This is a genomic window from Luteibacter flocculans (genome assembly GCF_023612255.1).
Taxonomy (GTDB): domain Bacteria; phylum Pseudomonadota; class Gammaproteobacteria; order Xanthomonadales; family Rhodanobacteraceae; genus Luteibacter; species Luteibacter flocculans.
Window position 1 is genome coordinate 4,144,990 of sequence record NZ_CP063231.1, and the last position, 24,994, is coordinate 4,169,983.

18 protein-coding genes and 1 pseudogene are annotated in these 24,994 nt (G+C 64.0%); 1 reads left to right on the forward strand and 18 read right to left on the reverse strand.

What is annotated here, in order from left to right:
* Positions 1 to 103: 103 nt before the first annotated feature.
* The gene (locus IM816_RS18020) at positions 104 to 3,217 is read left to right on the forward strand and encodes a discoidin domain-containing protein (RefSeq protein ID WP_250339156.1); all 3,114 of its coding nucleotides are present in this window, start codon (positions 104 to 106) and stop codon (positions 3,215 to 3,217) included.
* 3 nt (positions 3,218 to 3,220) lie between these two features.
* Here IM816_RS18020 and IM816_RS18025 read toward each other — a convergent pair whose 3' ends face one another.
* The 18 genes and pseudogenes from IM816_RS18025 to pbpC form a co-directional block, all read right to left on the reverse strand.
* The gene (locus IM816_RS18025) at positions 3,221 to 3,838 is read right to left on the reverse strand and encodes a hypothetical protein (protein WP_250339157.1); all 618 of its coding nucleotides are present in this window, start codon (positions 3,836 to 3,838) and stop codon (positions 3,221 to 3,223) included.
* A 7-nt stretch (positions 3,839 to 3,845) separates the two neighbouring features.
* The gene (locus IM816_RS18030; protein ID WP_250339158.1) at positions 3,846 to 4,850 is read right to left on the reverse strand and encodes a fimbrial protein; all 1,005 of its coding nucleotides are present in this window, start codon (positions 4,848 to 4,850) and stop codon (positions 3,846 to 3,848) included.
* A gap of 33 nt (positions 4,851 to 4,883) precedes the next feature.
* Positions 4,884 to 5,327: pseudogene (locus IM816_RS18035) on the reverse strand (lysozyme family protein); the annotation flags it as partial.
* Complete coding sequence (gene trbL / locus IM816_RS18040) at positions 5,327 to 8,161, reverse strand: P-type conjugative transfer protein TrbL (protein WP_250339159.1); 2,835 nt, start codon at positions 8,159 to 8,161, stop codon at positions 5,327 to 5,329. The pseudogene IM816_RS18035 and the gene trbL, both read right to left, overlap by 1 nt.
* 66 nt (positions 8,162 to 8,227) lie before the next feature.
* Positions 8,228 to 9,109, reverse strand: a complete 882-nt coding sequence (locus IM816_RS18045; protein ID WP_250339160.1) for a TrbJ/VirB5 family protein — start codon at positions 9,107 to 9,109, stop codon at positions 8,228 to 8,230.
* A gap of 47 nt (positions 9,110 to 9,156) precedes the next feature.
* Positions 9,157 to 10,407: a TrbI/VirB10 family protein gene (locus IM816_RS18050; RefSeq protein ID WP_250339161.1), complete on the reverse strand. Its 1,251-nt coding sequence runs from the start codon at positions 10,405 to 10,407 to the stop codon at positions 9,157 to 9,159.
* 5 nt (positions 10,408 to 10,412) lie between these two features.
* The gene (locus IM816_RS18055; protein ID WP_250339162.1) at positions 10,413 to 10,817 is read right to left on the reverse strand and encodes a hypothetical protein; all 405 of its coding nucleotides are present in this window, start codon (positions 10,815 to 10,817) and stop codon (positions 10,413 to 10,415) included.
* Positions 10,814 to 11,719: a P-type conjugative transfer protein TrbG gene (gene trbG, locus IM816_RS18060; RefSeq protein WP_250339163.1), complete on the reverse strand. Its 906-nt coding sequence runs from the start codon at positions 11,717 to 11,719 to the stop codon at positions 10,814 to 10,816. Before trbG ends, IM816_RS18055 begins: the two co-directional genes overlap by 4 nt.
* Positions 11,720 to 11,732: 13 nt before the next feature.
* Complete coding sequence (locus IM816_RS18065; protein ID WP_250339164.1) at positions 11,733 to 12,452, reverse strand: VirB8/TrbF family protein; 720 nt, start codon at positions 12,450 to 12,452, stop codon at positions 11,733 to 11,735.
* Complete coding sequence (locus IM816_RS18070) at positions 12,449 to 14,986, reverse strand: VirB4 family type IV secretion/conjugal transfer ATPase (RefSeq protein ID WP_250339165.1); 2,538 nt, start codon at positions 14,984 to 14,986, stop codon at positions 12,449 to 12,451. Before IM816_RS18070 ends, IM816_RS18065 begins: the two co-directional genes overlap by 4 nt.
* Positions 14,983 to 15,294, reverse strand: coding sequence for a conjugal transfer protein TrbD (locus tag IM816_RS18075; RefSeq protein ID WP_250339166.1), 312 nt, complete (start codon positions 15,292 to 15,294; stop codon positions 14,983 to 14,985). The genes IM816_RS18070 and IM816_RS18075 overlap by 4 nt, the downstream gene beginning before the upstream one ends.
* Positions 15,294 to 15,686: a TrbC/VirB2 family protein gene (locus IM816_RS18080; RefSeq protein ID WP_250339167.1), complete on the reverse strand. Its 393-nt coding sequence runs from the start codon at positions 15,684 to 15,686 to the stop codon at positions 15,294 to 15,296. Before IM816_RS18080 ends, IM816_RS18075 begins: the two co-directional genes overlap by 1 nt.
* A gap of 13 nt (positions 15,687 to 15,699) precedes the next feature.
* Complete coding sequence (trbB, locus tag IM816_RS18085; RefSeq protein ID WP_250339168.1) at positions 15,700 to 16,668, reverse strand: P-type conjugative transfer ATPase TrbB; 969 nt, start codon at positions 16,666 to 16,668, stop codon at positions 15,700 to 15,702.
* A gap of 97 nt (positions 16,669 to 16,765) precedes the next feature.
* Entirely contained in the window at positions 16,766 to 19,411 is a 2,646-nt protein-coding gene (locus IM816_RS18090; protein ID WP_250339169.1) for a fimbria/pilus outer membrane usher protein, read from the reverse strand.
* The gene (locus IM816_RS18095) at positions 19,408 to 20,148 is read right to left on the reverse strand and encodes a fimbrial biogenesis chaperone (protein WP_250339170.1); all 741 of its coding nucleotides are present in this window, start codon (positions 20,146 to 20,148) and stop codon (positions 19,408 to 19,410) included. Before IM816_RS18095 ends, IM816_RS18090 begins: the two co-directional genes overlap by 4 nt.
* A 65-nt stretch (positions 20,149 to 20,213) precedes the next feature.
* Positions 20,214 to 20,765: a fimbrial protein gene (locus IM816_RS18100; RefSeq protein ID WP_250339171.1), complete on the reverse strand. Its 552-nt coding sequence runs from the start codon at positions 20,763 to 20,765 to the stop codon at positions 20,214 to 20,216.
* Positions 20,766 to 21,038: 273 nt separating this feature from the next.
* Positions 21,039 to 22,433, reverse strand: coding sequence for a sugar porter family MFS transporter (locus IM816_RS18105; protein ID WP_250339172.1), 1,395 nt, complete (start codon positions 22,431 to 22,433; stop codon positions 21,039 to 21,041).
* Positions 22,434 to 22,624: 191 nt separating this feature from the next.
* Complete coding sequence (gene pbpC, locus IM816_RS18110) at positions 22,625 to 24,991, reverse strand: penicillin-binding protein 1C (RefSeq protein ID WP_250339173.1); 2,367 nt, start codon at positions 24,989 to 24,991, stop codon at positions 22,625 to 22,627.
* Positions 24,992 to 24,994 lie beyond the last annotated feature (3 nt).

Here is a 24,994-nt window from a genome sequence, read left to right on the forward strand (position 1 = left end):
GTGAGGTACTTCATTGCCCGCGGAATGGCGAATTCTACCGCCGAAGGGTTGGTTACATCGCGTTACGTGCCTAGGCTAGATGACCTCCCCAGGAGGTCGCTTCATGTCCATGCCTGCTCCTGCGCGCTGCGCGCGCCTGACCCTCGCTGTCTCCCTTGCCGCCATGGCTGCCTCGGCATCTGCCGCAGACGGCCTCCCACCGCGCAGCGCCTGGAAGGCCAGCAGTTCGTCGCAACAGGTGCCTGCGCTGGCACCGGAGCATGCCATCGACGGCGACGAGACCACGCGTTGGGGCGGCGCTTTCAGCCCCGGGCACTGGTTGCAGGTGGACCTCGGCAAGGTGACCCGGATCGGCGGCGCGCGCATCCACTGGGACAGCGGGTTCGCCGCCGCCTATACGGTCCAGGTCTCGGTGGATGACAAGGATTTTCACCCGGTCTATCGCGTGACCGATTCGCCGGGCGGGACGGAGTACCTCGTCTTTCCGGCCACCGACGCACGCTATGTGCGTCTTGCGGCGCCGGACCGCACGGCCGACTGGGGTGTCTCGGTCTTCGAGTTCGAGCCGTTCGCCGCGGCGCAGGCGCCGCGGATCGCCGGTCTGGACGGCAAGGACGACGGCGCCTCGCTGTGGGCGGACGGCCCGTCGCGCGGCGTCGTCGGCAAAGGCCCGCATGACGCGCGACAGCTCGACATCGCCCTGCCCCGCCCGCTGTCGATCGCCGGTCTCGAGGTGCGCTGGGACGGTCCACGCGACGGCGCGACGCTGGAAGCACGTGACGCGAAGGGCCACTGGCGCACCCTCGCCAGCGATCCTGGCAGCGTTGGCGACAGTTCCTACCTCGCCGCACGCGAGGCGAGCGAGGTGTCCGCGCTGCGCCTCGTCGTCGGCACGAAGGATGGCGCGACCCCGCGGATCGCACGGTTGCGTTTCCTCGGGCCATCGCGGGTCATGACGCCGATGAAGCGCTACCAGGTCGCCGCTTCCCGCGCGCACGCCGAACTGTTTCCGTCGTCGCTGCACATGCAGCAGGTGTACTGGACTGCCGCGGGCGTACCGGCCGGCTTGCAGAAAGCGATCTTCGACGAATACGGCAACCTCGAACCGTTCAAGGGCGGACCGCAGGTGCAGGCCATCTGGCGCGACGCGTCCGGCCACGCCGCCGTATCGGACGGCGCGCAACGCACTCACGCCCTGCGCGATGGCTGGAAACCCATGCCCTCGGTGAGCTGGACCGCCCAACCCGGTCTGTCGATACGCAGCGAGGCCGTGGCAGTTCAAGGCGAAAGCCAGCCGGTGGTGCTCTTGCGACATCGCCTGCGCAACACCGGCAGCACGACCATCCAAGGCACGCTGACGCTGGTCGTTCGTCCCATCCAGGTCAATCCGCCTTGGCAGAACGGGGGCGCCTCGCCTATTCACGACATCGCCATCGACGGTGATCGCACGGATACCGATGTGCGGGTGGACGGGCGCACGCTGCTGTCGTCGCTGACCCCCGTCGACGCCGCGGGCGCTGCGCCATTCGGCGCGCATGGCGAGACCGAAATCACCGGCAATGTGGCTGCAGCGCAGTTGCCAGCCGCGCGCGACGCACACGACGACGATGGTCTCGCCGCGGGCGCACTGGGCTATCGGGTACGCCTCGCACCGGGCGAACAACGCGACGTCGTCCTAGCGTTTCCCTTGGGCAACGCGCCCGCAGATGCACAGGGCCGTCTGCCGGAACCGCCACCGGTCGACCGGTCCGCCTTCACCACCGACGGCTATGACGCACTGGCCGATCGCGTGTCGGCGGCCTGGCAAAAGCGACTGGGCGGCGTCGGCATCTCCCTGCCGGATCACACGCTCGTGGACATCCTGCGCTCGCAGGCGGCGTATATGCTGGTGAACCAGACAGGCCATGCGATGCAGGCGGGTCCGCGCAACTACAACCGCTCGTTCATTCGCGACGGTGCTGCGACCGCGTCGATTCTGCTGCGCATGGGCGAAGTAAAAACCGCGCGCGATTACCTCGACTGGTACGCGTCCCACGCCGTGCACGAGAATGGACTGGTGTCGCCGATCCTCAACGCCGATGGCAGCGTCAACCGCGGTTTCGGCTCCGACATCGAGTACGACAGCCAAGGCGAATTCATCAACCTCGTGGCCGATGTGGCGCGCTTCGGTGGCGGCCCCGCGAGCGTGAAGGATTACCTGCCCAAGGTCCGTGCCGCGATGCATTTCATGCAGGAGCTGCGCGAGCGCACGATGGTGCCGGGTTATCTCTCGCACCTGCCCGCCCCCGAGCGCTTCCACGGCATCATCGCGCCCTCGATCAGCCATGAAGGCTATTCCAGCCCCACGCACAGCTACTGGGACGATTACTGGGCGTTGAAGGGGTGGCACGACGGCGCATGGCTCGCGGAGCAATGGGGCGACGAGGCGCTTGCGACGTATGCGCGCGAGCAATACGCGGCGCTGCGCGAATCGATGCGCCAGTCGATCGTCACCACCATGGCGTGGAAGGGCACCGACACCATTCCCGCGGCCGCCGATCTGGGCGACGGGGACCCCACCAGCGTGTCCATCGCCCTCGATCCCGCCGGCCAGATGGACATCCTTCCGCACGATGCGCTGGTGCGGACCTTCGACCGCTATCTTGCGGACGTGCGCAAGCGTGAAGCACCGGACGCCCTGTACGCGTATACGCCGTACGAGCTACGCAACGTGTTGACCTACGTCTATCTGAACCGACCGAACGACGCGGCCGAGCTTCTCGCCGATGTCGTTCGCGATCGTCGCCCACCCGAATGGAACATGTGGGCGGAAGTGGTCCACTCACGCCTGCGGCATCCCGGCTATCTGGGCGACATGCCGCATACGTGGATCGGTTCGGAGTACGCGCGAACACTCTTCGGCATGCTGATGCGCGAAGCCGACGACGGGCTGTATCTACTTCCCGGCGCGCCCCCGTCTTGGGTCACTGGCGAAGGGTTGTCGGTCACCCGCCTGCCCGTGGCCTACGGTTCCCTGAGCATGACGGCGCGGCGTGATGGCAAGCGTTTCACCGTCACGCTCGGCGACGGCATTCGTCCCGGGACGCCAGTGCGCGTGTACTGGCCCGACCGCGTGCGCCCGTCGCGGATAACGGTCGACGGCAGGGCGCTGCATGATTGGGACGCAGACGGCGTCAGGCTTGCGAAGCCGTTCCGCACGCTGGAAGCGGACTACTGAGTTTCAGCGCATGCCGAGCGTTTGCAGCTTCAGGACCAGTTCGCGCGCCATGCGCGGCGCGGGAAAACCGCGCGCATCAGCGGTGTAGCGAATCAAGCCCACCGCTACCGGCGACGCATCCGTGGCGGTAGGCTCCAACCGCCAGTGCAGGACGCCATGGGTGACACCCGTGGACCGATCCACGATGACGCGCGAAGGCAGTATCACGAGGCGATGCGTCGCCGCTGAAACGGCCGCGGCGGGTTGATCGGCGGCCAGCACCTCGCGCTCGGGGAGTATGAAGCTGCGTTTCCGCCCTTCCCGGTCGGAAACGCTCACGTCCACCGCCAGGCCATCACGGCGCACGAGGGCTTCGACGTCCACCGCAACCGCAGAGACCTTGGCATCGTTCAGACGCCGCACCAGCGCCCCGTCGAAGCGCTGGGCATCGCGGTAGAGACGCTCCGAACCCATGGTGTGCAAGGGGATAAACGAATACACCTGCAATGCAGAGACCGTGACGTCACCCCCGGCGTCCATGCGCTTACCGACGACCGCGACCGACGCGCAGCCGGTCAGCGACGCCAGTAAAGCCACGCCGACCGCTCGCACTATGCCTATACCGAGACGACGGGAGGCCATCGCCCGGTCACATGAATTCGACGAGCACGGTGACCGGCCGGGAAATCCGACCGCCGCGCACATTGGACCTGGTTTCGCGCAAGCGCGCGTTGAACTCGAATGCCTCGCCAGTCTCCAGCGCGTTGAGCGTGATCGGCACGCCCGGCTCGATGGTGTCCTTGTGACGGTCGGCGATCTCGATACCGACGTTCTCCGGCGCATCGGCCCCCGACAGGGAGATCAGTTTCGGGTTGTCCGGGTCTCGATCCGCCGAGGTGCCAAAGGTGAAACTTGCCACCAGGCCAACCGGCTCCTTGCACTCCTTTACGGTCATGCGGAACGTCACCCAGGGTGTCGCGCGATCGGGTGTAGCGAAGTTGCCTACGTGGTAATCGCCCAGGGCGACCTCTTGGTTGAGGCTCTCCGTATCGATGCTGCACCCAGGCCGCACGAAGGAGAGATCGTAGATGACCATCTTCCGGAAGGATTGGGTTCGCGCACCGTCAGGTTGGTACGACCATTGCTGCGCAACTTCCATCTGGTCGACCCGACCGAATCTCACGGGGCCAGTCATTCGGATCACGCGGTAGCCCACCTCGGTCTCGTTGCTACGCAATGGATAGGGCTGACTGAAAGAGCGCTGATAGCGATGCGGAAAGCTAAACTCGCGTCCTCCGTCATTGAGCTCCTTGAGGGTCAATTCCAGACCGAAACCGGAGGCCACCCCTCCCACCATCAGTGGTACCAGTGAGTTCACCCGGGGCGTAGTGTAATCGCCCTCGAAGGTGGCGACGCCTTCCATACATGTCGCGAGCGTCACCCCATCACCTGCCGCGGCCGATTCCCGAACGACCTCTCCTTCCGGTATGTCGTTAGACACGACAATTTCCCTGGTCTGGCCGATCTGATAATTGCCAGTGGCCGAGTAATAGCAACCATCCTTGGCGGCCATGGCCGCGCTCCACGGTGCGCCGGCACAGAGCGCCAAGGCGAGGACGATTCGACGGCGTGGAATTTCGAGCGGAATCTTCATTGCTTATCTCTTTCCATAAGGGGCAACGTCCACGACGGCGTCGTGGGTCGGAAAATGGCCATCCAGCCATGTGGTCCAGCGGGTCGCGCGACGGATTAGATCGGCGCGGTAGCGGGCGTTGAAGCGAGGCGTGCGGGAGTGGTAGTTCGCCGCTCTCGTCCAGACGTCGCCTTCGTCGTTGCGCAGGTGCCCGCGAATGCGCCATGCCGCGAGCAGGAAGGGGTAGCAGCCCGGTGCTGCCACGTCCTTGGGCGTGATGCCGAAGCGACTCAATTCGCGCAGGTACGCGGTGTTGAACTGCAGCGCACCGACGTCGAAGGTGCCGTTTTCGTTGCGCACCCATTGCCCGGGCTTGCCGCCTTCCTTCTCCGCCACGGCGAGCAGGATATTCGCTGGTATGTCGTATGCCAGCGCGGCACCGAGCGAACACGCCACCATTTCCTGGCGCTCCGGTGGGATGTCCGGAAGCACGTCCATCATGGCTGTGCCATCGGCGGTTCGTTGCCGTCCGTCTCGCCGTTCGGACTATCGGACGCTGATGATGGACGCGGCGTCAGCTCGTCCGACGCGGTATCCGTCGTTGTAAGGGGCGCCGTATGACCGGGCAGCGAAACCGTTGCGGGGTCGGAAGCCGCACCCTTCTGAACGACATCCGCCGCATGGGGCATCGACGTGTCGACAGGAGCGCTCGACGCCATGCGAGGCACGGCACCCTCAGTCGTCGAGTCCGATGCGACGATGTGCGTAGCGACACGTTGCGTGACGTTCGTGTCGCTCGACGTCGTTTCGTCAGTAATCGTGCCCTGCGTCATGTTCGACGTCACGTCGACGGGCGCCGCTACCCGTTCGATGCGTTGCTGCGTTTCCACCGTCGTGTCGATGCGCGTGCTCACGTCCCGATGCGCCTGCACGTGTGCACCGGTCTCCGGCTTCAGATCGTCGGCGTCCCGTTGCGTCGTGACCTCGTGGCGCGTGGTCGGTTCGCGCGGCAACGCGGTTGAGACAAAGAGCGCTGCGTCATCGGTGCGGCTGTGCGGGATCGCTTTCGTATCCTCGGTAAGCACGGATGGCGATGTCCCGGATACGTTGGCCTCCGTATCGACCGTGGCACGACCGGCCGATAGCGACGCGGTGGCAGGCGTCGCCTCCGACGCTGCGACATCGGCCCCCCGAATATTCAAGGCCGAAACGGGACCCTGGCCTTCCGACGCCATGGACGCGGTCTGCACGGAGGTGTCGGCGCGTGTTGGCATACGGACGTCCGCCGCACTGGGCGTTGTGGACACGGAGCGCATATCGCTTGCGTCGACCGTCATTCCGGGCTGCACCGACGTGGGCATGTCATCGGTCCGGTGCTCGATGTACGAGTGATCCGCGGGCACGATGGACGCCGTCTGCAAGGACGTGTCGTCGAGTGCTTGCATACGGACACCCGTCCCATTGGACGCCGTGATCATGGCGCGCATATCGTTGCCATCGCCCGCGATCGGAGGATGCGTCGAAGGGGATGCGTCATCGGAGCGAATCGACGCATGCAGGGAAGCCGTGCGGTCGGCATACCCTGCCGAGATCGGCGACGACGATGCCGGGCTCGGCAGGCTGGACGCGTGATCGATCTGCGTGACGTGAGATGTCGACCGACTGATCGGCATGCCCGTCGTCTCGCCCATGGCGACGCCACCGTCAGCCTCCGCAGCGATAGGCGTGTGAAGCTCGGGCACGGCGGCAGCGTAAGGCTCTGTGTGGGACGAGCGCATCGAGGTCACTGCCGAACGGGGAGAACCACTCTGCGGAGGATCGATGGACGCCTGGCTTCCCGACGTTGCGGCCTCATACGCGCCCGGCATGCTGCCTGGCTGGGACGCATCGCCCGGGAACGGCTCGTGTTCTCTCTTCGGTGCGAAGGACGGGACGTTGCCGCTGCGTGTGCCGGGAAAGACGGAGCCGTCACTCTGGCCGCCCTCGACACCGCGTGGTGTTTCACTTCCACCACTGTCGAAAGCGCGCGATACGGCGTCGCCGCCGGGTCCCCCTGTGGCGTCACGCAGCGTCGTCGCCACCGCCGTGCGCGTCGCGCTATCGGCTTCGCCGAATCCCACCGTATGCAATGCGCTGGCGACGTCGGACGTGCTCCCGAAGACGCTGCCCCCACGACCGCCCCGTAGCGAATCGGCGCTACGCGGAACACCGAAGGGATCCGAGCTCGAACCGACGTGGAAGGGATCGCTCATGCCGCCCGCAGCGGAGGTCGAACGTTGAACGGCCTCCATCACCGAGTCAGTGCGACTCGATCCGGCGCCCGAGGAGGCAGGGTGCACACCGGGCGAGCCTCCACCCGCACCACCGCCGCCAGGGAATCGGCCCGAGGCAACGGCGTACGCCGAACTGCCGGCCGTCGCGATAGCCATGCCCGCGGCGCTGGCCGAACCGGCGTAGAGGCCCAGCGTCGAACCCGTGATGAGCGTGTACAACAACTGCGGCACCTTCAGCGAAAGCACCATCATCAGAATGGAGGCGCCAAACATGAGACCGAGGTACGAGTAACGAGAGACTTCCCGCAGGTTCTTCGGAAAATCCAGAGTCTGCAGGAACGACACCGACACCGAGCCGACGACACCCAGTGCCAGAAGCACGCCGCCCACGGCAAGCACATGCTTGTAGTAGTTGATGGCGATGGGTGACGACCAACGCGAGCCGCCGAAGCCGAGCAGGAAGATTCCCGCGTAGCCGAGCACCCAGGCCAATACGAGGGCAAGCAGAAACTGGGCGGCGATGACCGCACAGATACCCAGGATGAGGGTGGCGATGGCACTCATGACGAGCCGGTCGATATCGCCGCCCTGCTCGGTCCCGAGAACGACCTCGAAGAACACCAGCAAGCCCTTGCTCAAAATCCCGTTGCCCTTGTTGACCATGAGCATGTCGCTTGGTTCGTCGTTCGGAAGCTGCAGGAACGAGCGCACGATGGCATCGACGTAACCGTCGCCGTTCTGGTGCGTGCTCGCGTTGACGAGCAGCCAATAGAACACACCGGTCAGGATGATGAAGCGAATCAGCTCCATGAGCAGCTCGCCGATGTCCTGACGCACGATCAGCATGCCCATGGTCCACACCAGGCTGATCGTCGCCAGGGTCCAGAACAGCTTTTTTGCGGAATCGAGAATGGTGTCGCTGAGGGTCTGCGCTCTGAACCGGCGCAGTGCTTCTCCGACGACATCGTCCATCGGTATGTCCTCGGCGCACGCGTAGGGAACGACGAGGAGACACAGCAGCGCAACAAGTACGACGCGATGACGGATAAGAAACTGCATGCTTGACTGGCCGACGGGGGAGCGAAGGGAGCATCGTGGCGGCGCTGCCCGGCGCCGCCTTCGACGTCAGTTGGGAGCGGCGCGCGGAAGCTTCGCCTTCATGATGGCGTTCTCGAGGCCACTGCGTACGTTGCGACCCACGGCAACGGAACGCGCCTCACGATCCGCCGAGGCCTGCGATTCCGCCGCCCGAGCGGATTCGGATGCAAGCATCATCGCGCGCAGCTTCATCATCTGGTTCAACTCCGACGCGGCGAGCGCGTTGGCGACCTGCAGCTGCTTGGCGTGGCCCTTTGCGTTTTCGCTAGTAGCAATCGTGAAGATGGCATTGGCGTTTTCTGCGTCCACCCTCAGCGCCTTTTCGTCATCCGCAATGGCGGCCACCAGCGTGTCGTTGGCTGCCTTACGGGCTCGCGACGCTTCGTCGATCGTGCCGTCCGCGTAGTTAGCCAGTGGTCGGCTCTCATAGTCGCTGATGGTTCGGTAGTGCCCCGTGTATTGATCAACGGTCTGACCATCCATGATCTTATTGAACTGTTTCTCGAACGGAATCGGGATGATCTCGTCCCCACCCTCTTTATTGATGATCCAGGTGAAGTCGTTATTGATTTCGGTGTTTATCTCAATGTTCTTATTGATATTCGTGGTCGTTGTGTCGATGTTGGTGGTCGACGTATCGATGTTCTGCGTTGACTTGTCGATGTGAAGGGCAGACTTATCGATATTGATCGTGTGATGGATCACCGTGCCCTTGTCCTTGCTTTTCAGCTGATGCTTGATCGCGGTCAACTGAAAGTTCTGCGCCACGTTCGAGAACATGGTGGTCTCATTGACCACCAGGTTCGCTGCATCAAGAACGTTCAGGACGCCTGCCTGCGCCGTACTCGACGCAAGAAGCACCGCGATCGCGGGAGCAACACGTATCGACTTTTTTGTTCTCTTTTTCATTGGATATGCACCTTGGGGATAGCCGGCTCGTGCCGGAGGGGGGGGAATCATCGATAGTCAAAAGCGCGATAGGGCTTCTCAAAGGTGAGATCCTTCACGGCCATCACGTTGAAGCGATAGCCAGGACGGATCCTGAGCGTCGGCGCGATGTTCATGTTCTTCTCGATCATCTTCGTCGCCACCTCGCCGATTTGTTGAGCAAGGCTCTGGCTGAGCTGCGCTGCGCTGGACGATCCGAACGGGTCGTTCTCCGGATCCACGCGGGACGATGTCAAGCCGGCAGTAATGCCGGACATAAGGATGGCGGAGCCGAACAGGCGCATGTAGTGGCGGTCGATCTTGTCGGTGAGACCGGCATAGCCGGCGCTATCCACACCTTCCATCGAGCCGATATCCATGGCCTTGCCATCCGGAAAGACGATGCGCTGCCATGCGACGAGGACTCGCGACTGTCCCAGCACGATACCGTTGTCGTAGCGACCGATGAGCTTGGATCCCTGCGGAACCACCCTGTAGCGCCCCGTCGCCGTATCGAAGACGTCCTGGCTGACTTGGGCGATGATCTGCCCGGGAAGCTCCGAATTAATGCCTGAGATCAACGTCGCCGGAATCACGGCACCGGCGCGCACTTCATAGACCGTGCGCGGCGCGTCGACCGTCGAATCGAGCTGCCAGCGATCTTCGTTGCGCCCACCCTTTTTCTTTCGGTCGAACTTCCCATAGTCGCCCTGCGCGACAATGGGTCTCTGTGGCGGCGGGAATCCCGACGGCTCAGCCTCCGGTTCGTCGGGCTTTTCCGGTGCCTCCCTGTCGGTCGCGGGGGCCCGGTCAGCCTGCGCCGATGTACCCGAGATCACTGCGGTCTTCGCCTGCATCGCTGTTTGGAAACGGCTCATTCGCTGCTTGGCCATGGCGTCATCGACGGGAATTTCCGCAGGAGCGGTCGGTGCCGTGTCGGGACGCGGCGGAAGATCGGGATCCGCCACCCGAGCGACGGGAAACGACGGCACGCGGTTCTCGTCGGGATCGGGAATGAGTCCACCCTTCGGCGCATTGGCCAGCATCTGGTCGAGCAATCGGCTGTTCTCGGGCAGCGCGGCCGCCGCGGCGGGCTCAGCGGGCGCCTTGGCGCCACGCTGCGCGGCTACCAGCGCGACAAGCACGACGAAGATCGCCAGTACGCCGCCAATGATCAGCAGGGGCATGTTGTTGACGCGACGGACGCCGGTTGGCTTCTCGTCGGACCGGGGGGTGAGTACGGCGTCTGAGGGAGACGTCTTGGAGTGCTGCCTTTCCATGCCGATCACTCCCGGCGCGTCCAGGCGCCACCGGTGTAGGCGCGCTCACCGTCGAACACCCACAACCGCGACAACACGGTGCTGCCGATGGCCGCCGTAACGCGATACAGCGAGCCTTCCACACGGTCTACGGAGCAATCGAAAGGCGTACCACGGACGACGCTTTCCCCGATACGAAAGCCTTGTGCTCTGAGCGCTGCCAGCAACGCGACACCGAAGGCGCCGTCCATCGGATGGGTGGGTACCAAGACCGTCTGTGTCGGCTCGTAGACCTCGCTCACGCCGGCAACGACGTCAGCGACGACGGCACGGCGCAGCGGATCCGTGTCGGCCACGGTGCTGCGCCTGGGCGGCAGCGGCGTACAGCCGACGAGGCAGACGGTCAGTGCGAGGACGACCGCGCGTTTCATCGGCGCCTCTCGATGGTGATCTTGCGCTGCCCCACGCCGACGCCGGTCACGAGCACGGCCTTCTCGAACAGCGTGTCCACAATGTAGCGGCCGTCCTGCAGCCGATAGTTCACCATGACCTCGTCGTCCTTCTTGAAGACGCTGCCGCTGTCGCGCACCACGAGCAGCGTTGGCGCTTCACCCTGCGAGAACGTCTTCGGCATTTCGATGATCGTCTTCACACCGTCGTTGTAGACGCGTGACGGCTTGAATGGCGCGTTGCCGGTCACGCGATAGCGGAAGTCCAGGTTGCCGAGGTACTCGTTCGTACCCGTTGACTCGGATGGCTTGCTTGCCTGGGCCTGCGCCGTGCGCTTCTTCATCGCGGCCCACTTCGCATCGACGGATTCAGGGTACGAAAACGCCACGCGAGGCATGTACTCGGTGCGATGCGAACGCAGACGCAGGTGATACGTGCGACGGTCGGTGGTGACCATCAGCGAGGTCTCCAGACCGACGTCCAGCGGTTTGATCACCAGGTGTTGAATGGCGTCGTCGCCTGCGCCCGACACGGCAGGCTCCACCAGCCAGCGCACCGCGTCGCCAAGATTCACCGAACTGACCTGCTCACCGGGCTCAAGCTCCACGTCGCACACCTGCAACACGGCACATACGATGCTCGGCTGCGACTGGCCGTAGAGAAAACGGATCGTGCCGTCCGGTCCCGGCACAGGCTTCACCGACGCAGACGTACTCGCAATCCATTTATGCGAAATGTCCAGGCCCGCCTTCTCCTGCGCGGTGAGCTTGGGGTTCTCGGTCGAGAAGAACTGGTTGGCAAGCTCTGTTTCGGTCGTGGAGGCGGCCGCGGCCGCTCCCGCGGCGAACCATGCGACCGCGGCGGCTAGAAAGGCTGTTTTCATTGATCGTGCTCTGTCAGAACTGCTTGGACCAGGAGTAATCGGAGACATAGATGCCCAGCGGATTCAGGCGGATCTGGTCCTCCGTGACGTCGGGTGGCAAGGGCTGGCTGGCGATGTTGAGCAGCGCGCGCATGCGATAGGGCTTGCCGATGAGTTCGCCCTTGCGTGTCCGCTGCGTCTCGATCCAGTCGACCTGCCAGGTCGCAGCCGTCTGCGGGATTGCGGAGACGATCTCGACGTTCACGGTCTGCTTCTCCGCACGCTTGAAGGGCGTCGTTTCCGGTGACCCGTTAAGGTATGCGGTCATCTTTCCGGTCGCTGCGCTTCCCGCCGTCATCAACGCGTACACCTTGAAGATGGCGCGGCGCTGCATGGCAACGTCAGGCGTGACGGTACGCGCGTTGACAATGAACTCGGCCACTGAAGCACGCACGATGCGTTGATCGACCTTGGATGCCTTGGCGGCTGGCGATACGGCCATTGCCTCGCCGAGCTTGTTGACCTCGACGACATAGGGCACGAACTTTGACTGGCTGCCGATGTAGATCACACCGCCTACGGCCGCAAGCGCCAGCAGTAAGCTGATGAGTGCCGTGGCCTGCCATAGCGTGCGCGATGCAATGAGGCTACCCACGTGCGAGTTCCAGCTTCGCCGGGCGTTGAGGTAGGGGTGCGCCAGCGCCTGACCCATCGAGACCGGCGGTACGCGCGGTCCGTTCTTTCTTGGTTTCATGCTCGGACTCCGTAATCCGCCAGGCGCAGCCCTTTGAGCTGCAGCCACTCATGAACCCACTCGTCACCGTGGCGCGCCTCGAGCGTACGTATGGTGGCGAGGGATTCCTTATCCGTGCTGCCGATGAAGGCCAGCGCCAGCGGCCCGAGCGCGAGGTCGTAGAGCCGACGCCCCTTGTCGGACACGTAGTAGTAGTGGCGCTTCTGCACTGCCGTCGCGAGGATCTCGATTTGCCGTGTGTTGAGGCCCATGCGCCGATACAGCGCAGCCGCATCGTCGTCGCGCGCAAAAGGATTGGGCAGGAAGATCTTCGTCGCGGTGGACTCCACGATGACGTCGAGGATGCCGGAGTTGGCGGCATCCGAAAGACTCTGCGTAGCCATGACCACGAGGCAGTTGGATTTGCGTAGCACCTTGAGCCATTCACGGATCTTGGCGCGGAACACGGGATGGCCGAGCATCAGCCACGCCTCGTCGAGAATGATCGCGGCGGGCTGACCCTTGAGCGATGTCTCGATGCGGCGGAACAGATAGAGGAGCACCGGGAGAACGAATTTGTCGCCTAGATTGAGCAGGTCTTCGATCTCGAACACGGCGAAATCAGAAAGTCGCAGGCCGTCGACCGACGCATCCAAGAGGTGCCCCATCGCGCCATCGGCGGAATAGATCTTCAGCGCCTCGCGGATCGATTCGTCCTGGATCATCAGTACGAATTCGGAAAGCGTGGTCGCTCCCGAGCGATGCATCGACTGGATCGCGCTGCCGATCTCGTTGCGCTGCGCCGGCGTGGTCTGCACGCCGTTGAGTGCGAGCATGGCATCGATCCATTCCATCGCCCACGCCCGATCGCCCTTCGACTCCAGAAACTGCAGAGGGCAGAAGGCGAGCGTGTCGTCGTCACCGGCAATGTCGAAATGCAAGCCGCCGCACGCCTTCACCAGCGGATACAGGGAGCGCCCCTTGTCGAAGCAGTACAACGACATGCCCCTGTAGCGGCGTAGCTGGGCGGCCAGCATGCCGAGATGGGTCGACTTGCCGGCGCCGGTCGGACCGAAGATGAAGGTGTGGCCCAGGTCGTTGACGTGCAGGTTGAGCCGGAACGGCGTCGCACCCTGGGTCACGCATTGCATCAGCGGTGGCGAGCTTGGCGGATACATCGGGCACGGCGCATCGGCCTGGCCCGTCCAGATGGTCGCACTGGGCAGCAGGTCGGCGAGGTTCAACGTATTGATCAGCGGACGACGCACGTTCTCGACGCCATGTCCGGGGAAACTGCCGAGCAACGCGTCCATGGTATTGATCGTCTCGATGCGAGCAGCGAAGCCACGCGCATTGATGGCCTTCTCGATCTGTCTGACCGAGCGATCGAGGCGCGAGCGATCCTCGTCCGACACGACGACCACGCTGGTGTAGAAGCCTTGCGCTACGAGCCCGCTATTGATTTCCGCAATGGCCGCCTCGGCGTCCTGCATCATCGACAGTGCGTCGTAGTTGACGGCACCGGTGTTGGTCTGGAACACCTGATCGAAGAAGCCGCGCACCTTCTGCCGCCACTTCTTGCGGAACTTCTCCATCTGCCGCAGGGCTTCGTGCGGGTCCATGAAGATGAAGCGGTTCGACCAGCGATACTCACTTGGCAGCTCGGCCAGCGAGGCAAGGATGCCGGGATAGGACTCCATGGGGAAACCCTCGATCGCGACGACCTGCACGAAGCGCCGGCCGATGCGTGGTGCAACGCCCGCCCATATCTCCTGCCCGCCAACGAGGGCGTCGATGTAGATCGGGTTGTCCGGCAACGCGATCGGATGATCGAGTCCCGTCACGCAGAACTGCAGCCAGCGCAGGAAGTCATCGTGCGTCAACTTGCGGCCTTCTTCCGTGATCTGCGTGTGTCCCTTGAGCCGATGCATGCGGAAGACACTCGACAGGCGGCTCTCGAAGCTGCGGCATTCACGTTGGAAGTCGGCAATCAGCGCATGGGTCTGCTCCGTGCTTCCTACGACCTCGGCGTCGTCGTCGAACATCATTTCGACGAACTTTCGCTGTGCGATCTGCGGCGGGAACCAGGTCAGCGTCATGACGAGGTAGCCCTCGTACGTGGTGCCCAGGCTACGGAACAGGCGGCGGCGTTCTTCATCGATGGCGGCAGACACCGGATCGGGGAAATGCGAGGCGGACGCGTCGGCGTATTCGTGCGCCGGACGGCGCACGGCATCCACGTGAAGCATCCACCCGTTGCCGAGCCGGGACAGCGCCTGGTTGACGCGCATCGATGCGGTTTCGCGCTGCTCGTCGGTACTGCTCGCCGCGTCGTCGCCCTCGAACATCCACGCGGCCATGAACGCGCCGTTCTTGCAAACAATCACGCCGTCGTCCACCACCGCCGCGTAGTTCAGCAGGTCGGCCACCGCCTGCCCATGCGGGCGACGGAAGTCGAGCTTGGGCTCGGCATCCAGGCGGCGGATACCCGCGATCAGGAGGACGACGAGGGCGGCCGTGATGACCGCCATCGCCACGATGATCCAGACCATCATCGGTACTGCCGCTCCTCGGCCGGTCCGTTCGTACGGAACGGCGTGGAACGCGGCGCGTAGTACGCCTTGTAGCGCCGCTGACGCAGATACACGAAGCGCATCTTCGGGTCGGCCTTTGCCATCAGGCGAAACACCTGCACGGCAAAGATCCACATCGCGACGCCGAACAGACCCGCTTTGAGTTCCTGCGCAGAGAACACCAACGCACCCGCGAGCAGACCCGTGAACATCACCATCTCGCGATCCCCGCCCAGGACGAGGTTGTCGCGATTACCCGCTCGCCGGATGGGGATCGTGCGGATCGCCATTACGCAACGTCCCGCGTGAGTGCCGGCGTGCTCAGGTCGCTGCTAGAAACGAGGGTGTCCGTTCCGCCCAAAATCTCAACGAGGGTCGTCGCCTGCACCATGACGGCGACCACGAGCACGATGAAGACCATCGTCCGCAGGAAACCGCTGATTTCGCCGCCAAAGATCAACATGGCACCGCAGGCCACGATGCCGACCAGTGAGATTGCGAAGGGCACCGGCCCTTTCAGCGACTTCTGGAACTTACCAAGCCCCTCTTCGTAGGGAAGTGCGTCGTCACTTGCAGCAAACGCCAGTTCAGGCACGAAAAGGAAGGCGAGAACGATGAAAATGACGACGGTCACGTGCAGACGCGACACGTTTTGAGGGGGCTTAAGAAACGACTTCTGCATGACAACTCCTGGTTCAAAGATTTCGCAGCACGTAACGTCCGTTCTCGTAGCCATCGACGGCGACGATTTCCTGGACGCGGCGGCCACCGGGGGTACGCGCGATGTGGACGAGGAGGTGGACGGCCTCCCCAATCAAGGGCTCGATGGGACGGGGCGCGTCGCGGTGCATGCTGATGAGCATGGCCAAGCGCGACAGCCCGGCGCGCGCGTCGTTGGCATGTAGCGTTGCGGCGCCGCCTTCATGCCCGGTGTTCCACGCCATCAGCAGGTCCAACGCTTCGGGGCCACGCACCTCGCCGACGAGGATGCGGTCAGGTCGCATGCGCAGCGATGTGCGAAGAAGCTGGGTCATGCTCACTTCGAACGAGGTGCGATACTGCACGAAGTTTTGGGCCAGGCATTGGATCTCGCCCGTGTCCTCGATGATGAAGACCCGCTCGTCGGCGTTGGCTTCGACCATCTCGCGGATGATCGCGTTGATGAGCGTGGTCTTGCCTGAGCCCGTGCCTCCGGTGACGAGGATGTTCCGATGCCCATGAATTGCCTTGATCAGCTCGTCGCGCTGCGTGGCGGTCATCGTGCCGCTGGCGACGTAATCGGCGAGGCCGAAGATGGCGACGGCCTTCTTGCGCAGCGCGAACGTGGGGCCACCGACAATCGGTGGAAGCTGCGCCGCGAAGCGTGATCCGTCGAGCGGGAACTCCGACTCAAGGACCGGATTGAGGCGAGTGATTTCCTTGCCGTAATAACCCGCGGTGGTTTTGATGACGGCTTCGGACTGGCTCGGGCGCATCGTGCCGATGCAGCGCATGCCCTCGCCCAGCCGTTCCTGCCAAAGCCGGTTGTCTGCGTTAAGCATGATCTCGACCGTTCGCGGGTCGTTGAATGCATGCATGAAGACGTCGCCGAGGTCGCGCACCAGCTTTTCGCGAGCGCGCTCCCTCACTACGGCAGCGGGCCCGCCGTCTTGTATCTGTTCCATGGTGGTATCGATCTATCGGACACCGGTGCGACCGTCATGGTCGCCGACGATGTGGGGTGCCTGCGGGCGTCTCCGCGCCCCGCGACTACGCAGCTGGCTAGGCGGCTTTCTTCATCGCAAGGCCCTCCGTGGGTAACGTGCAAGACGCGCGCAGCGAGCGGTGCAACCCGTGCGTTTCGAGCGTGTCGAGTGAATCCGGAATGACGATGTGGCAGGCGTTGCCGTCGTCATCGCCCCACTGGACTCTGAGCCGAGCGCCCGCCAGGGCGCCGCGGGCGAATATCTTGCTGCCCTGGCCGACCACGCCGACGGCTTGCCCGTCACGGTCGTACACCGAAGCGCCGAAGGGCAGCGGTGTGCCGTCCGGCTGCGTCGCGTGGATGAGCAAGGCTTCTGCGACCGACGTGCGGTAGTCGACACGAGCAAATGCACCGGCGCGTGGCGCCACCGCCTCGGTCGTGCTTTCCAGCGCAACGTCGTGAGACGCGCCACGCGGGTCGATCGACACCGTGTTGAGCTGATACGGCATGAGCCCGCGCACCACGGCATTGCCGTGCCGATCGAGACGCACGCCGGCATGGCTTTCGATGCGCGCTCCAGCCGCACCGGGCGCATGCACGATGACGTTCGTCTCGCCGAGTTCCTGAGCCAGGGTGACACCATCGCGGTGGGCCACGATGGCGCCGGTGGCACCCAGGGAATATTGGGTGCTACCACGACTGCCCCGGCTCACGCCGGCCCGATAGCTGCCTGCATAGGTGCGATAGGCAAGGTTCGCACTCTCCGTATGCGAGGTGCGTCCGGCTGCCGATTCCGAGCGCCCCGCGGCCAACGTATAGGTGAGATCCTCATTGCCGCCCAGCGGCCCGCTGAGCCGAGTCTGGATGTTTCCAGCGCCATCGCTCCCGCGGTTGTAGGAAAGACCGAGGTTCGGCGACGCAGGCGCGGCGCCCAGCGGTACCGACAGCGACACGTAGAAGGTGGTATCCGTACCGTCGCGGCGTCTGCTGCCTGGCGAAGAGACAAACAGGTCGCCGATACGCGAGCGTTGCACCGACACGTTGTACGACACCGTACGCCAGCTACCGCCGTAGCCCACGGTGTAGTCGATACCGCGCGAACGGCTGCCCCAGTAGTCGACGACGGAACCCGTGAGCGAGAGCTGTCCCGGCCCAAGCGATTGGCCGATGTTTGCGTCGAAGCGACTGCGCTCACCGCCCACGGGGTCGCCGGTCACGCCACGGCGGAGGCGGCTGCGCAGGCGCGCCGCATCGGTGACATTGAGATAGTCGCGGGTCGAGAAGCGCTGCGCCGCGAGACCGAAATTCGTGCCCGTCGAGGGCAAGGAACGCGAATAACGAACGCGAGTACTGATACCGCGACGCAATCCGTCCCGCCGGAACGCCGCGCGTGAACTCGTCACGTCGACGGCGACGGCACCGAACGGAAGGTTGAACGCAGCGCCAAGAAGACCCGATGCATAACTGTTCGATGCCGTGGCACCGCCATACAACGTGGTGTTCGTCGTGACACCGTGCTGCACCGTGCCTTGGAAGACGAACGGCGTGTCGGCGATGCTGTTGTCCGCCACCTGGCCAGCCCAGACACCAAACCGTGTGGTGCCTTCGCGCAGCATCTGCGGCACGGCGGTATACGGCACGAGAATGCGCTTCGTACGTCCGTCCGCTTCGGTAATCACGACTTCCAGGTCGCTTCCATAGCCGGTCGGATAGAGGTCGTCGATTTCGAATGCACCGGGCGCCACCGTCGTGCTGTAGATGGCGTAGCCGCCCTGGCGCACGGTCACCTGCGCGTTGCTTTCCGCCACGCCGCGGATGACGGGGGCGTAGCCCCGCTGGGATGCGGGAAGCATGCGCTGATCGCTGACGATGCCGACACCGCGGATACGCACGCTGTCGAGAATCTGGCCATTCGTATAGGCCTCGCCAAGGGTCAACTGAGCACGCGCGGCGGTCAGGTCGTGCTGGGCGTATACCTGGGTATTGCGCCAACGGCTCTCGCCTTCGCGCAGGGACAACGACCCGGCATGACGCAGGCGCCATCCGCCCACGTTGGCCCCGGCGTTGAGGCCCATGAAGCTCTGGGTCGACCGCTGCCCATCACGGCGGACGTGAAAGGTGTTCACGTTGTAGTTGAGCATCGCGGCCTGCTCGCCCTGGTCCCAGAATTCCGGACTGACATAGCCGCGCGCCCGCGACACCATAAATGCCTGCGGAATCGTGATGCGCAACACCTGTTCGGCGTCGTCGAAATCCAAGGTGGCACCCGGAATGTAAGCCGCCAGATTTCCACAGATCGGCAGGTCGCTCAACGGGCGCACGCTACCGTCGTCTTTCGTTCGGGCAACGAGCTTTTCGGGATCGAGGCCGAAGCGCATGAGCATGCTGCGATCCAGGCACGGCTGGGCATTCTCGCTGTTTGCCACCTGGCGGAAGGCGATGTCGCGCGTACCCGGCACGGCCTCGCCGTTGACCAGGACACTGGGCCGATAGATGCCCGCGAGCGTGACGTTGCCACGTTCGAAGCGCGACAGGTCAAGCGATCCACCGGCGGTCTGGATGAAATCGGCATTGAAGGTCGCCTGCGGAGCAGCCGGGCCGGGTGAGGGGTCCGGACTGACCGGATCGATGGCCGCTCGCGCGATGGCAGGCCCGAGCAAGGCGAGCGCCACGGCCAGCGGGCGGCGAGCCAGCCGGATGGGGGAGCATGATCGACGGCTCATGGGCTTTTGATCGCCTTGGTATGCGGGACGAAGCCGCCGTAGTCATTGATGCTGCGGTAATGCACTTCCACGCGATCGGCCGTGGGCACGGGCTTCGCAGGCTTTACATCGACGTGCGCGTTCGGAGCGATAGCGAACGGTTCGATCTCGATATCGTCGCCGGCCACCGAGACCCGCGCCTCGTTGAGCGTGACGTAAAACGGTGTGGGATTGTCCACACCCAAGACGCCGTCCGCACCGCGACGCCACACGAGCTTCTCGGGAGCCAGATCAGCGGAGCCGGCGAGACCCTTGGGCCGGTAGAACAATTTGAGCCGGTAGCGAAACGCGAGCTGCATCTTGCTCGTATCGCCACTGTCCTGAGGCTTCGGCGGCACCTCCAGCACGTTGATCCAGAACTGCGATTCGCGATCATTCGGCAACACGCCACCCGTGTACGACACGCGCAGCGTCTGCGACTTACCCGCTTCAAGGCGGGAAATCGGTGGTGTGAGGTTGAACGGAACGTCGATGTGCTCGGGCGTGGACGCGTTGTTGCCGTCGTCGATCCAGGCCTGCATCAATGCTGGCAGTTTGCCGACGTTACTCACCTTCACCGTGATTTCTTTGGCATCGGCCGCGTAGACATAGCGGGTCGAGTTCATGACTACGCTGGCGTGCGTGGTGCCGCCGGTGGCGTAGGCGACCACGGCCGCGGCGCAGCCGAGGCGGCGAGCCGTAAGGGAAATTCCTGGCATGTCGAAGCGTTCCTTCGTGGAGCGAACGACCGCCGGCGACGCCGACGGTCGAATCCCTTTACGGGTTAGGGCTCGAAGCGCACCGAGTACACCACCGAGCTGTTCGCCGCGCCTGCCGCGACGTTGCCGGTCTGCTGGTACGCCACGGCGTGCGCGAGGACCGCCTGGTTGTTCGCGACGGTTTCTTTCACAACCTTCTGATCGTCGCTCCAGGCGTCGATTGCCTCGCCATCACGGTTGAAGAGACGCAGCTGCACGCCGGTCGCGCCACCCGTCGTGATCAGGCCACCGGTCGACGGATCGACCGTCGGGCCCGGTACGAACTGCGCCCACACCTTGGTGCCGTCGGTGCAGGTGGTTTCGCCGCTCTTACCCACGTAGATACGGAAGCCCGTGGTGCCGGCGTAGTCGCCAATACCGGAGAAGTCCGCCGCGTTGACCGGACCGATGTTGACCGTGAAGTTGGGATCGTCCGTATTCGGGGTACCGCCGCTGATCGAGCAGGTGACGTTAACGATCGAACCCGTGAAGGTGATCGTGCCCGTGTCGGCGGCGAATGCGGAAGGAGCGGCCAGCCCTGCAATCAGCAGGGCGGAGGTAAGTGCCTTGAGGTTCATCCAGTTAACCTTAGTGTCATTTGATTGAGCAACAGTCCTCATGGACCGTCGGCCTGGGGGAGGCACGGGTGCTTCCCCGCGCATCACGCAGCCGAGCTCGACTACGCGAGCGCTCAGCAAATTCTGTCGGAATGCCCCTACATTCCATATGGAAGTTTGCTCAAAATTTCGACTTTTTTCTGAAACTCAGAGACCGCTCCCACTTCGTGGAAACGGTCTCTGATTCTCATGACTGGATTGAAAAAAACTGCTATGTAGGCAAGCACGCCTACATTACTGGCCAATTTTGCGCAGTGGCTTGCCGCTCATGAGATTGCGCTCGATCTGCTCGAGCGTCACGTTCTTCGTCTCCGGCACCAGCCAGAGCGTGATGCCAATGAAGATCCCATTGAGTGCCGCGTACAACCAGAAGGTCTGCGCATTGCCGATGCCACTCAACAACGTGAGGAAGGTTGCACCCACGATCATGTTCGTCACCCAGTTGGTGAACGTGGAACAGGCGATGCCAAAGTCGCGCCCCTGGAGCGGCTGCACCTCCGAACACAGAGTCCAGATCAGCGGTCCTGCCGACATCGCAAACCCCACGATGAAGAGCAGCAGCATGCCCACGGTGAAGAACTGTTCACCGCGCGAGTTGATGCCCAGACCCATCATCGTGCCGACGACGCCGAGGCCGACCGCCATGATCGCGAAGCCTGCATAAAGAATGGGCTTGCGTCCAAGGCGATCGACGAAGGCGAAGGCAATCAAGGTAGCGAGTACGTTGGTGAGACCGACCGCCGCGGTAAACCACATCTGCGCATGCGTGTCGTAGCCCATGTCCTTGAAGATACGCGGTGCGTAATACATCACCACGTTCATGCCAGTGAATTGCTGCATGGCCTGGAGCAGTACGCCCAGGCCTACCGAGCGGCGGAAGTTGCGGTTCTCGCGGAACATGCTCCAGCCATGCTGGCGCGTCTTGAGTTGCTCCTCGATATCGTCGATCTCCTTGCGGACCGCGCCTTCGTCACCGCGCAGACGCGCGAGCACGACTTCTGCATCCTGCCGGCGTCCGCGCAGCAACAGCCAGCGCGGGCTGTCGGGAAGGAAGAACAGGCCGGCGAGAAAGAGCACACCGGGCACCGCGATGACCCCGAGCATCCAGCGCCAGTTTCCAGAGCTGCTGAACGCCGTATCGGAGAGAAACGCCAAAAGAATGCCCGTGGTGATCATCAACTGGTAGGTCGAGATCATCGCGCCGCGGATCTTCTCCGGCGCGACCTCCGCCAGATACAGCGGTGCCGTAAAGGTCGCCACACCGATTGCGAGACCGAGCACGAAGCGCGCAACGATAAGAATCGTCGCCGATCCCGCGACCGCACAGAACAGAGAGCCGGCAATGAACAGCACACCCGCAAGAATCAGCGAGCGCTTGCGGCCCAGCGCCGCGGACATCCAACCCGCTGCCAGTGCGCCCATGGCGGCACCCGCCATCATGGAGCTGACGATCCACTCGATGGTGCGATCCGACACTTTGAAGTCGGCCTGGATGAACTGTGTGGCGCCCGAGATCACACCGATGTCCAGGCCGAACATGAGACCGGCCAGTGCGGCGAGAATGCAGGTGGTAACGATCGCCGCCCGGGGATGGGCAGCTTGTATTTCTTTCTTGACGACGGCATCCATGGTGGCCGGGTCCTTGCTTGGCATAGGTAGCCCGGATTGGATGCCACGGCATGTATTCGGCCTGTGTCGGTCGCGTCGCGCCGAAGTGAGCGCACCGTCGCATATCCTTGCGAACGTACTGCCATCGCGATCCTCCGCATTGCCCGCCGGACTGACGCGGCGAAGCATCTGCCAGGATACGATCGTTCGACCTACTCGACGGCCCCGACGTCCAATGCACGCGAATCGGTACGGCCCTGATCGTCCACCACGCGTACGAGGAAGCGGCCTGTTCGTTCGGGTGCCCACATCAGCGGCTGGCCGTTCGACGCACTGCCGAGATACGCGTCGTCGACGAACCAGTAAAGCATGCGTGAGCTGGCGTCGGCCGTCGCGGTGAACGCGATGCGTTCGTCGCCGAGCCGCGACATGCGAATGCGGTAGCTGCTGCCTTTCAGCGGCGAGGTGATCTGTGGCGGATCGCCGGCCGGCTGCCCGCCACCCTGGCAATCCGGCAGCGGCGGCGGCGCGCGACGCGGCATGCCGGCCTGCGCAAACACGCGCGCGAGGTCGGACGGCCAGTATTCGTACACTTCCACGCGCGTGCGGCCCGGCTCGTACGGCGGACAGGCGGGTTTGCCCGTCGCCGTGTCGACGACCACGGGACGATGCACGTTGCTCACCCGGATCGGCGACTTGCCCGGAATGAACCAGGTGCTGCCGACCTGGGGACACCAGGCGTTGGGCAGGTCGCCGCTGGCGAGGCAGATCGGTACACGGCGAAGATTGGGCGGGTTGCGGCGTATCGGTTCGGCCAGACCCGGCCGCTCGGCGCGCAACGCGTCGGCGATGCGAAAGAACAGTGGCGCCGCGGCATCCACGCCGACGAAGGCCGGGTTGCCCGAGCCGTCGAAGTTGCCGATCCACACCACGAGCACGTACGGGCCAAAGCTGCCCGCCGTCCACGCATCGCGGAAGCTCCATGAGGTGCCGGTCTTCCAGTACACGGGCAAGCGCGACGGCTGTCCGGCGACGGCGTCGTCCGGGCGCGGGTTCTGCCGGAGCATGTCCATGACCATGAAGCTCGCTTCTTCACTCAGCAGCCGTGTGCCGCGTGTCTTGGGCGTACTTGCAAGGAGGCGCAGCGGACGCAGTTCGCCGCGATTGGCGAGCATGGCGTAGAGGCTCGCCAGTTCCTGCATGGTCACCTCACCGCCGCCGAGCACGAGCGCGAGGCCATAGTGCCGCTCGCTCGCCATGCGCGAGATGCCTGCGTCGCGCAGGAACTGATAGAGGTTGGGGCTGGCCAGTTTCGCTGCGACCTGCACCGCGGGAATATTTCGACTGCGCACCAGCGCCTGCGTGGCCGTCACCGGCCCGAGGAAGTGCCCGTCGAAATTCTCCGGCGTATACGGGCCGAAGGCCGACGGCACATCACGCAACACGGTCTCCGGGTGCAGCACGCCCTGGTCGAAACCCAGCGCGTAGATGAAGGGCTTCAAGGTGGAGCCCGGCGAACGCTTCGCCAGCGTACCGTTCACCTGACCCTGGATGGACGCGTCGGAATAGCCGGCCGAGCCGACCATGGCCTTGATGCCCATGTCACGCGTGTCCACGAGGATCGCCGCCGCGTTGCGAATGCCGCGCTCGGCACCCCGCTCCACGTACTGGCGCACCTGCCGTTCCAGGCTGTGCTGCAAACCGAGATCGAGCGTGGTGACGACGCGCATCTCGTCGTCACCGTCGAGCCGGCGCTCGGCGAGTACCTGTTCGACAAAATGCGGTGCCTCGAACGGCAGACGAGACAGTGGACGCAAACGCAACGGCAGGTCGAACAACGGGCGGGCCGTAGCGTCATCGGGGTGCTTGGCGATCCAGCGCGCGAACAACCGGTCTCGCGAGGTCTTCAACGCCGTATCGATCACGGCGCTGCCGTTGACGTTACCGGGCAGGCCCCGCGCCGGGTCCTGTGGAATCACCGCGAGAGTCAGTGCTTCGGGCAGGCTCAGTCGCGCAGGCGCCTTGCCGAAGTACGCAAGACTGGCGGCACCCACGCCCTCGACGTTGCGGCCGTAAGGCGCGGCATTGAGATACGCCTCGAGAATGTCGTGCTTGGAATAGAACAGTTCCAATTGCACCGCCCGCGCCATCTGCACGAGCTTGCCGCGCGGATGCCGTGTATCGAGGTGCCAGATCAAGCGCGCGAGCTGCATCGTGACGGTGGAGCCACCCTGCCGGTTGCCGGCGCGCACGTAGGTCATCCATGCACCGCGAAACAGCCCCCATGCGCTGACGCCGGGATGCCAGCGGAACCAGCGGTCCTCATGCAGCAGCACGCCCTCGACCATCGCTGGCGAGATGTCTTCCAACGGCACCCATAGGCGATAGCGATCGTCGCTCGCGAGCGTCAGGCGCAGCAGATGTCCATCGGCATCGTAGACCGCCGTGGAAGACGGAAACCATGCGCGCAGCGGATCGTGCGGCCAGAGGCGGCACGTGACCGGTATGGCCGCCAGAAGCAGCAACGCAACCAGTACGTTGTGCCAGCGGGGCAGACGAAGGCGAGGGAATGATTTCATCGG

Coding starts and splice junctions, on each gene's coding strand:
- IM816_RS18055 (WP_250339162.1), bottom strand. CDS start 10,817: ATGAAACGCGCGGTCGTCCTCGCACTGACCGTCTGCCTCGTCGGCTGT.
- trbB (WP_250339168.1), bottom strand. CDS start 16,668: ATGGAACAGATACAAGACGGCGGGCCCGCTGCCGTAGTGAGGGAGCGC.
- IM816_RS18025 (WP_250339157.1), bottom strand. CDS start 3,838: ATGGCCTCCCGTCGTCTCGGTATAGGCATAGTGCGAGCGGTCGGCGTG.
- IM816_RS18050 (WP_250339161.1), bottom strand. CDS start 10,407: ATGGAAAGGCAGCACTCCAAGACGTCTCCCTCAGACGCCGTACTCACC.
- IM816_RS18045 (WP_250339160.1), bottom strand. CDS start 9,109: ATGAAAAAGAGAACAAAAAAGTCGATACGTGTTGCTCCCGCGATCGCG.
- trbG (WP_250339163.1), bottom strand. CDS start 11,719: ATGAAAACAGCCTTTCTAGCCGCCGCGGTCGCATGGTTCGCCGCGGGA.
- IM816_RS18065 (WP_250339164.1), bottom strand. CDS start 12,452: ATGAAACCAAGAAAGAACGGACCGCGCGTACCGCCGGTCTCGATGGGT.
- IM816_RS18100 (WP_250339171.1), bottom strand. CDS start 20,765: ATGAACCTCAAGGCACTTACCTCCGCCCTGCTGATTGCAGGGCTGGCC.
- trbL (WP_250339159.1), bottom strand. CDS start 8,161: ATGCAGTTTCTTATCCGTCATCGCGTCGTACTTGTTGCGCTGCTGTGT.
- IM816_RS18105 (WP_250339172.1), bottom strand. CDS start 22,433: ATGGATGCCGTCGTCAAGAAAGAAATACAAGCTGCCCATCCCCGGGCG.
- IM816_RS18020 (WP_250339156.1), top strand. CDS start 104: ATGTCCATGCCTGCTCCTGCGCGCTGCGCGCGCCTGACCCTCGCTGTC.
- IM816_RS18090 (WP_250339169.1), bottom strand. CDS start 19,411: ATGAGCCGTCGATCATGCTCCCCCATCCGGCTGGCTCGCCGCCCGCTG.
- IM816_RS18070 (WP_250339165.1), bottom strand. CDS start 14,986: ATGATGGTCTGGATCATCGTGGCGATGGCGGTCATCACGGCCGCCCTC.
- IM816_RS18030 (WP_250339158.1), bottom strand. CDS start 4,850: ATGAAGATTCCGCTCGAAATTCCACGCCGTCGAATCGTCCTCGCCTTG.
- IM816_RS18075 (WP_250339166.1), bottom strand. CDS start 15,294: ATGGCGATCCGCACGATCCCCATCCGGCGAGCGGGTAATCGCGACAAC.
- pbpC (WP_250339173.1), bottom strand. CDS start 24,991: ATGAAATCATTCCCTCGCCTTCGTCTGCCCCGCTGGCACAACGTACTG.
- IM816_RS18080 (WP_250339167.1), bottom strand. CDS start 15,686: ATGCAGAAGTCGTTTCTTAAGCCCCCTCAAAACGTGTCGCGTCTGCAC.
- IM816_RS18095 (WP_250339170.1), bottom strand. CDS start 20,148: ATGCCAGGAATTTCCCTTACGGCTCGCCGCCTCGGCTGCGCCGCGGCC.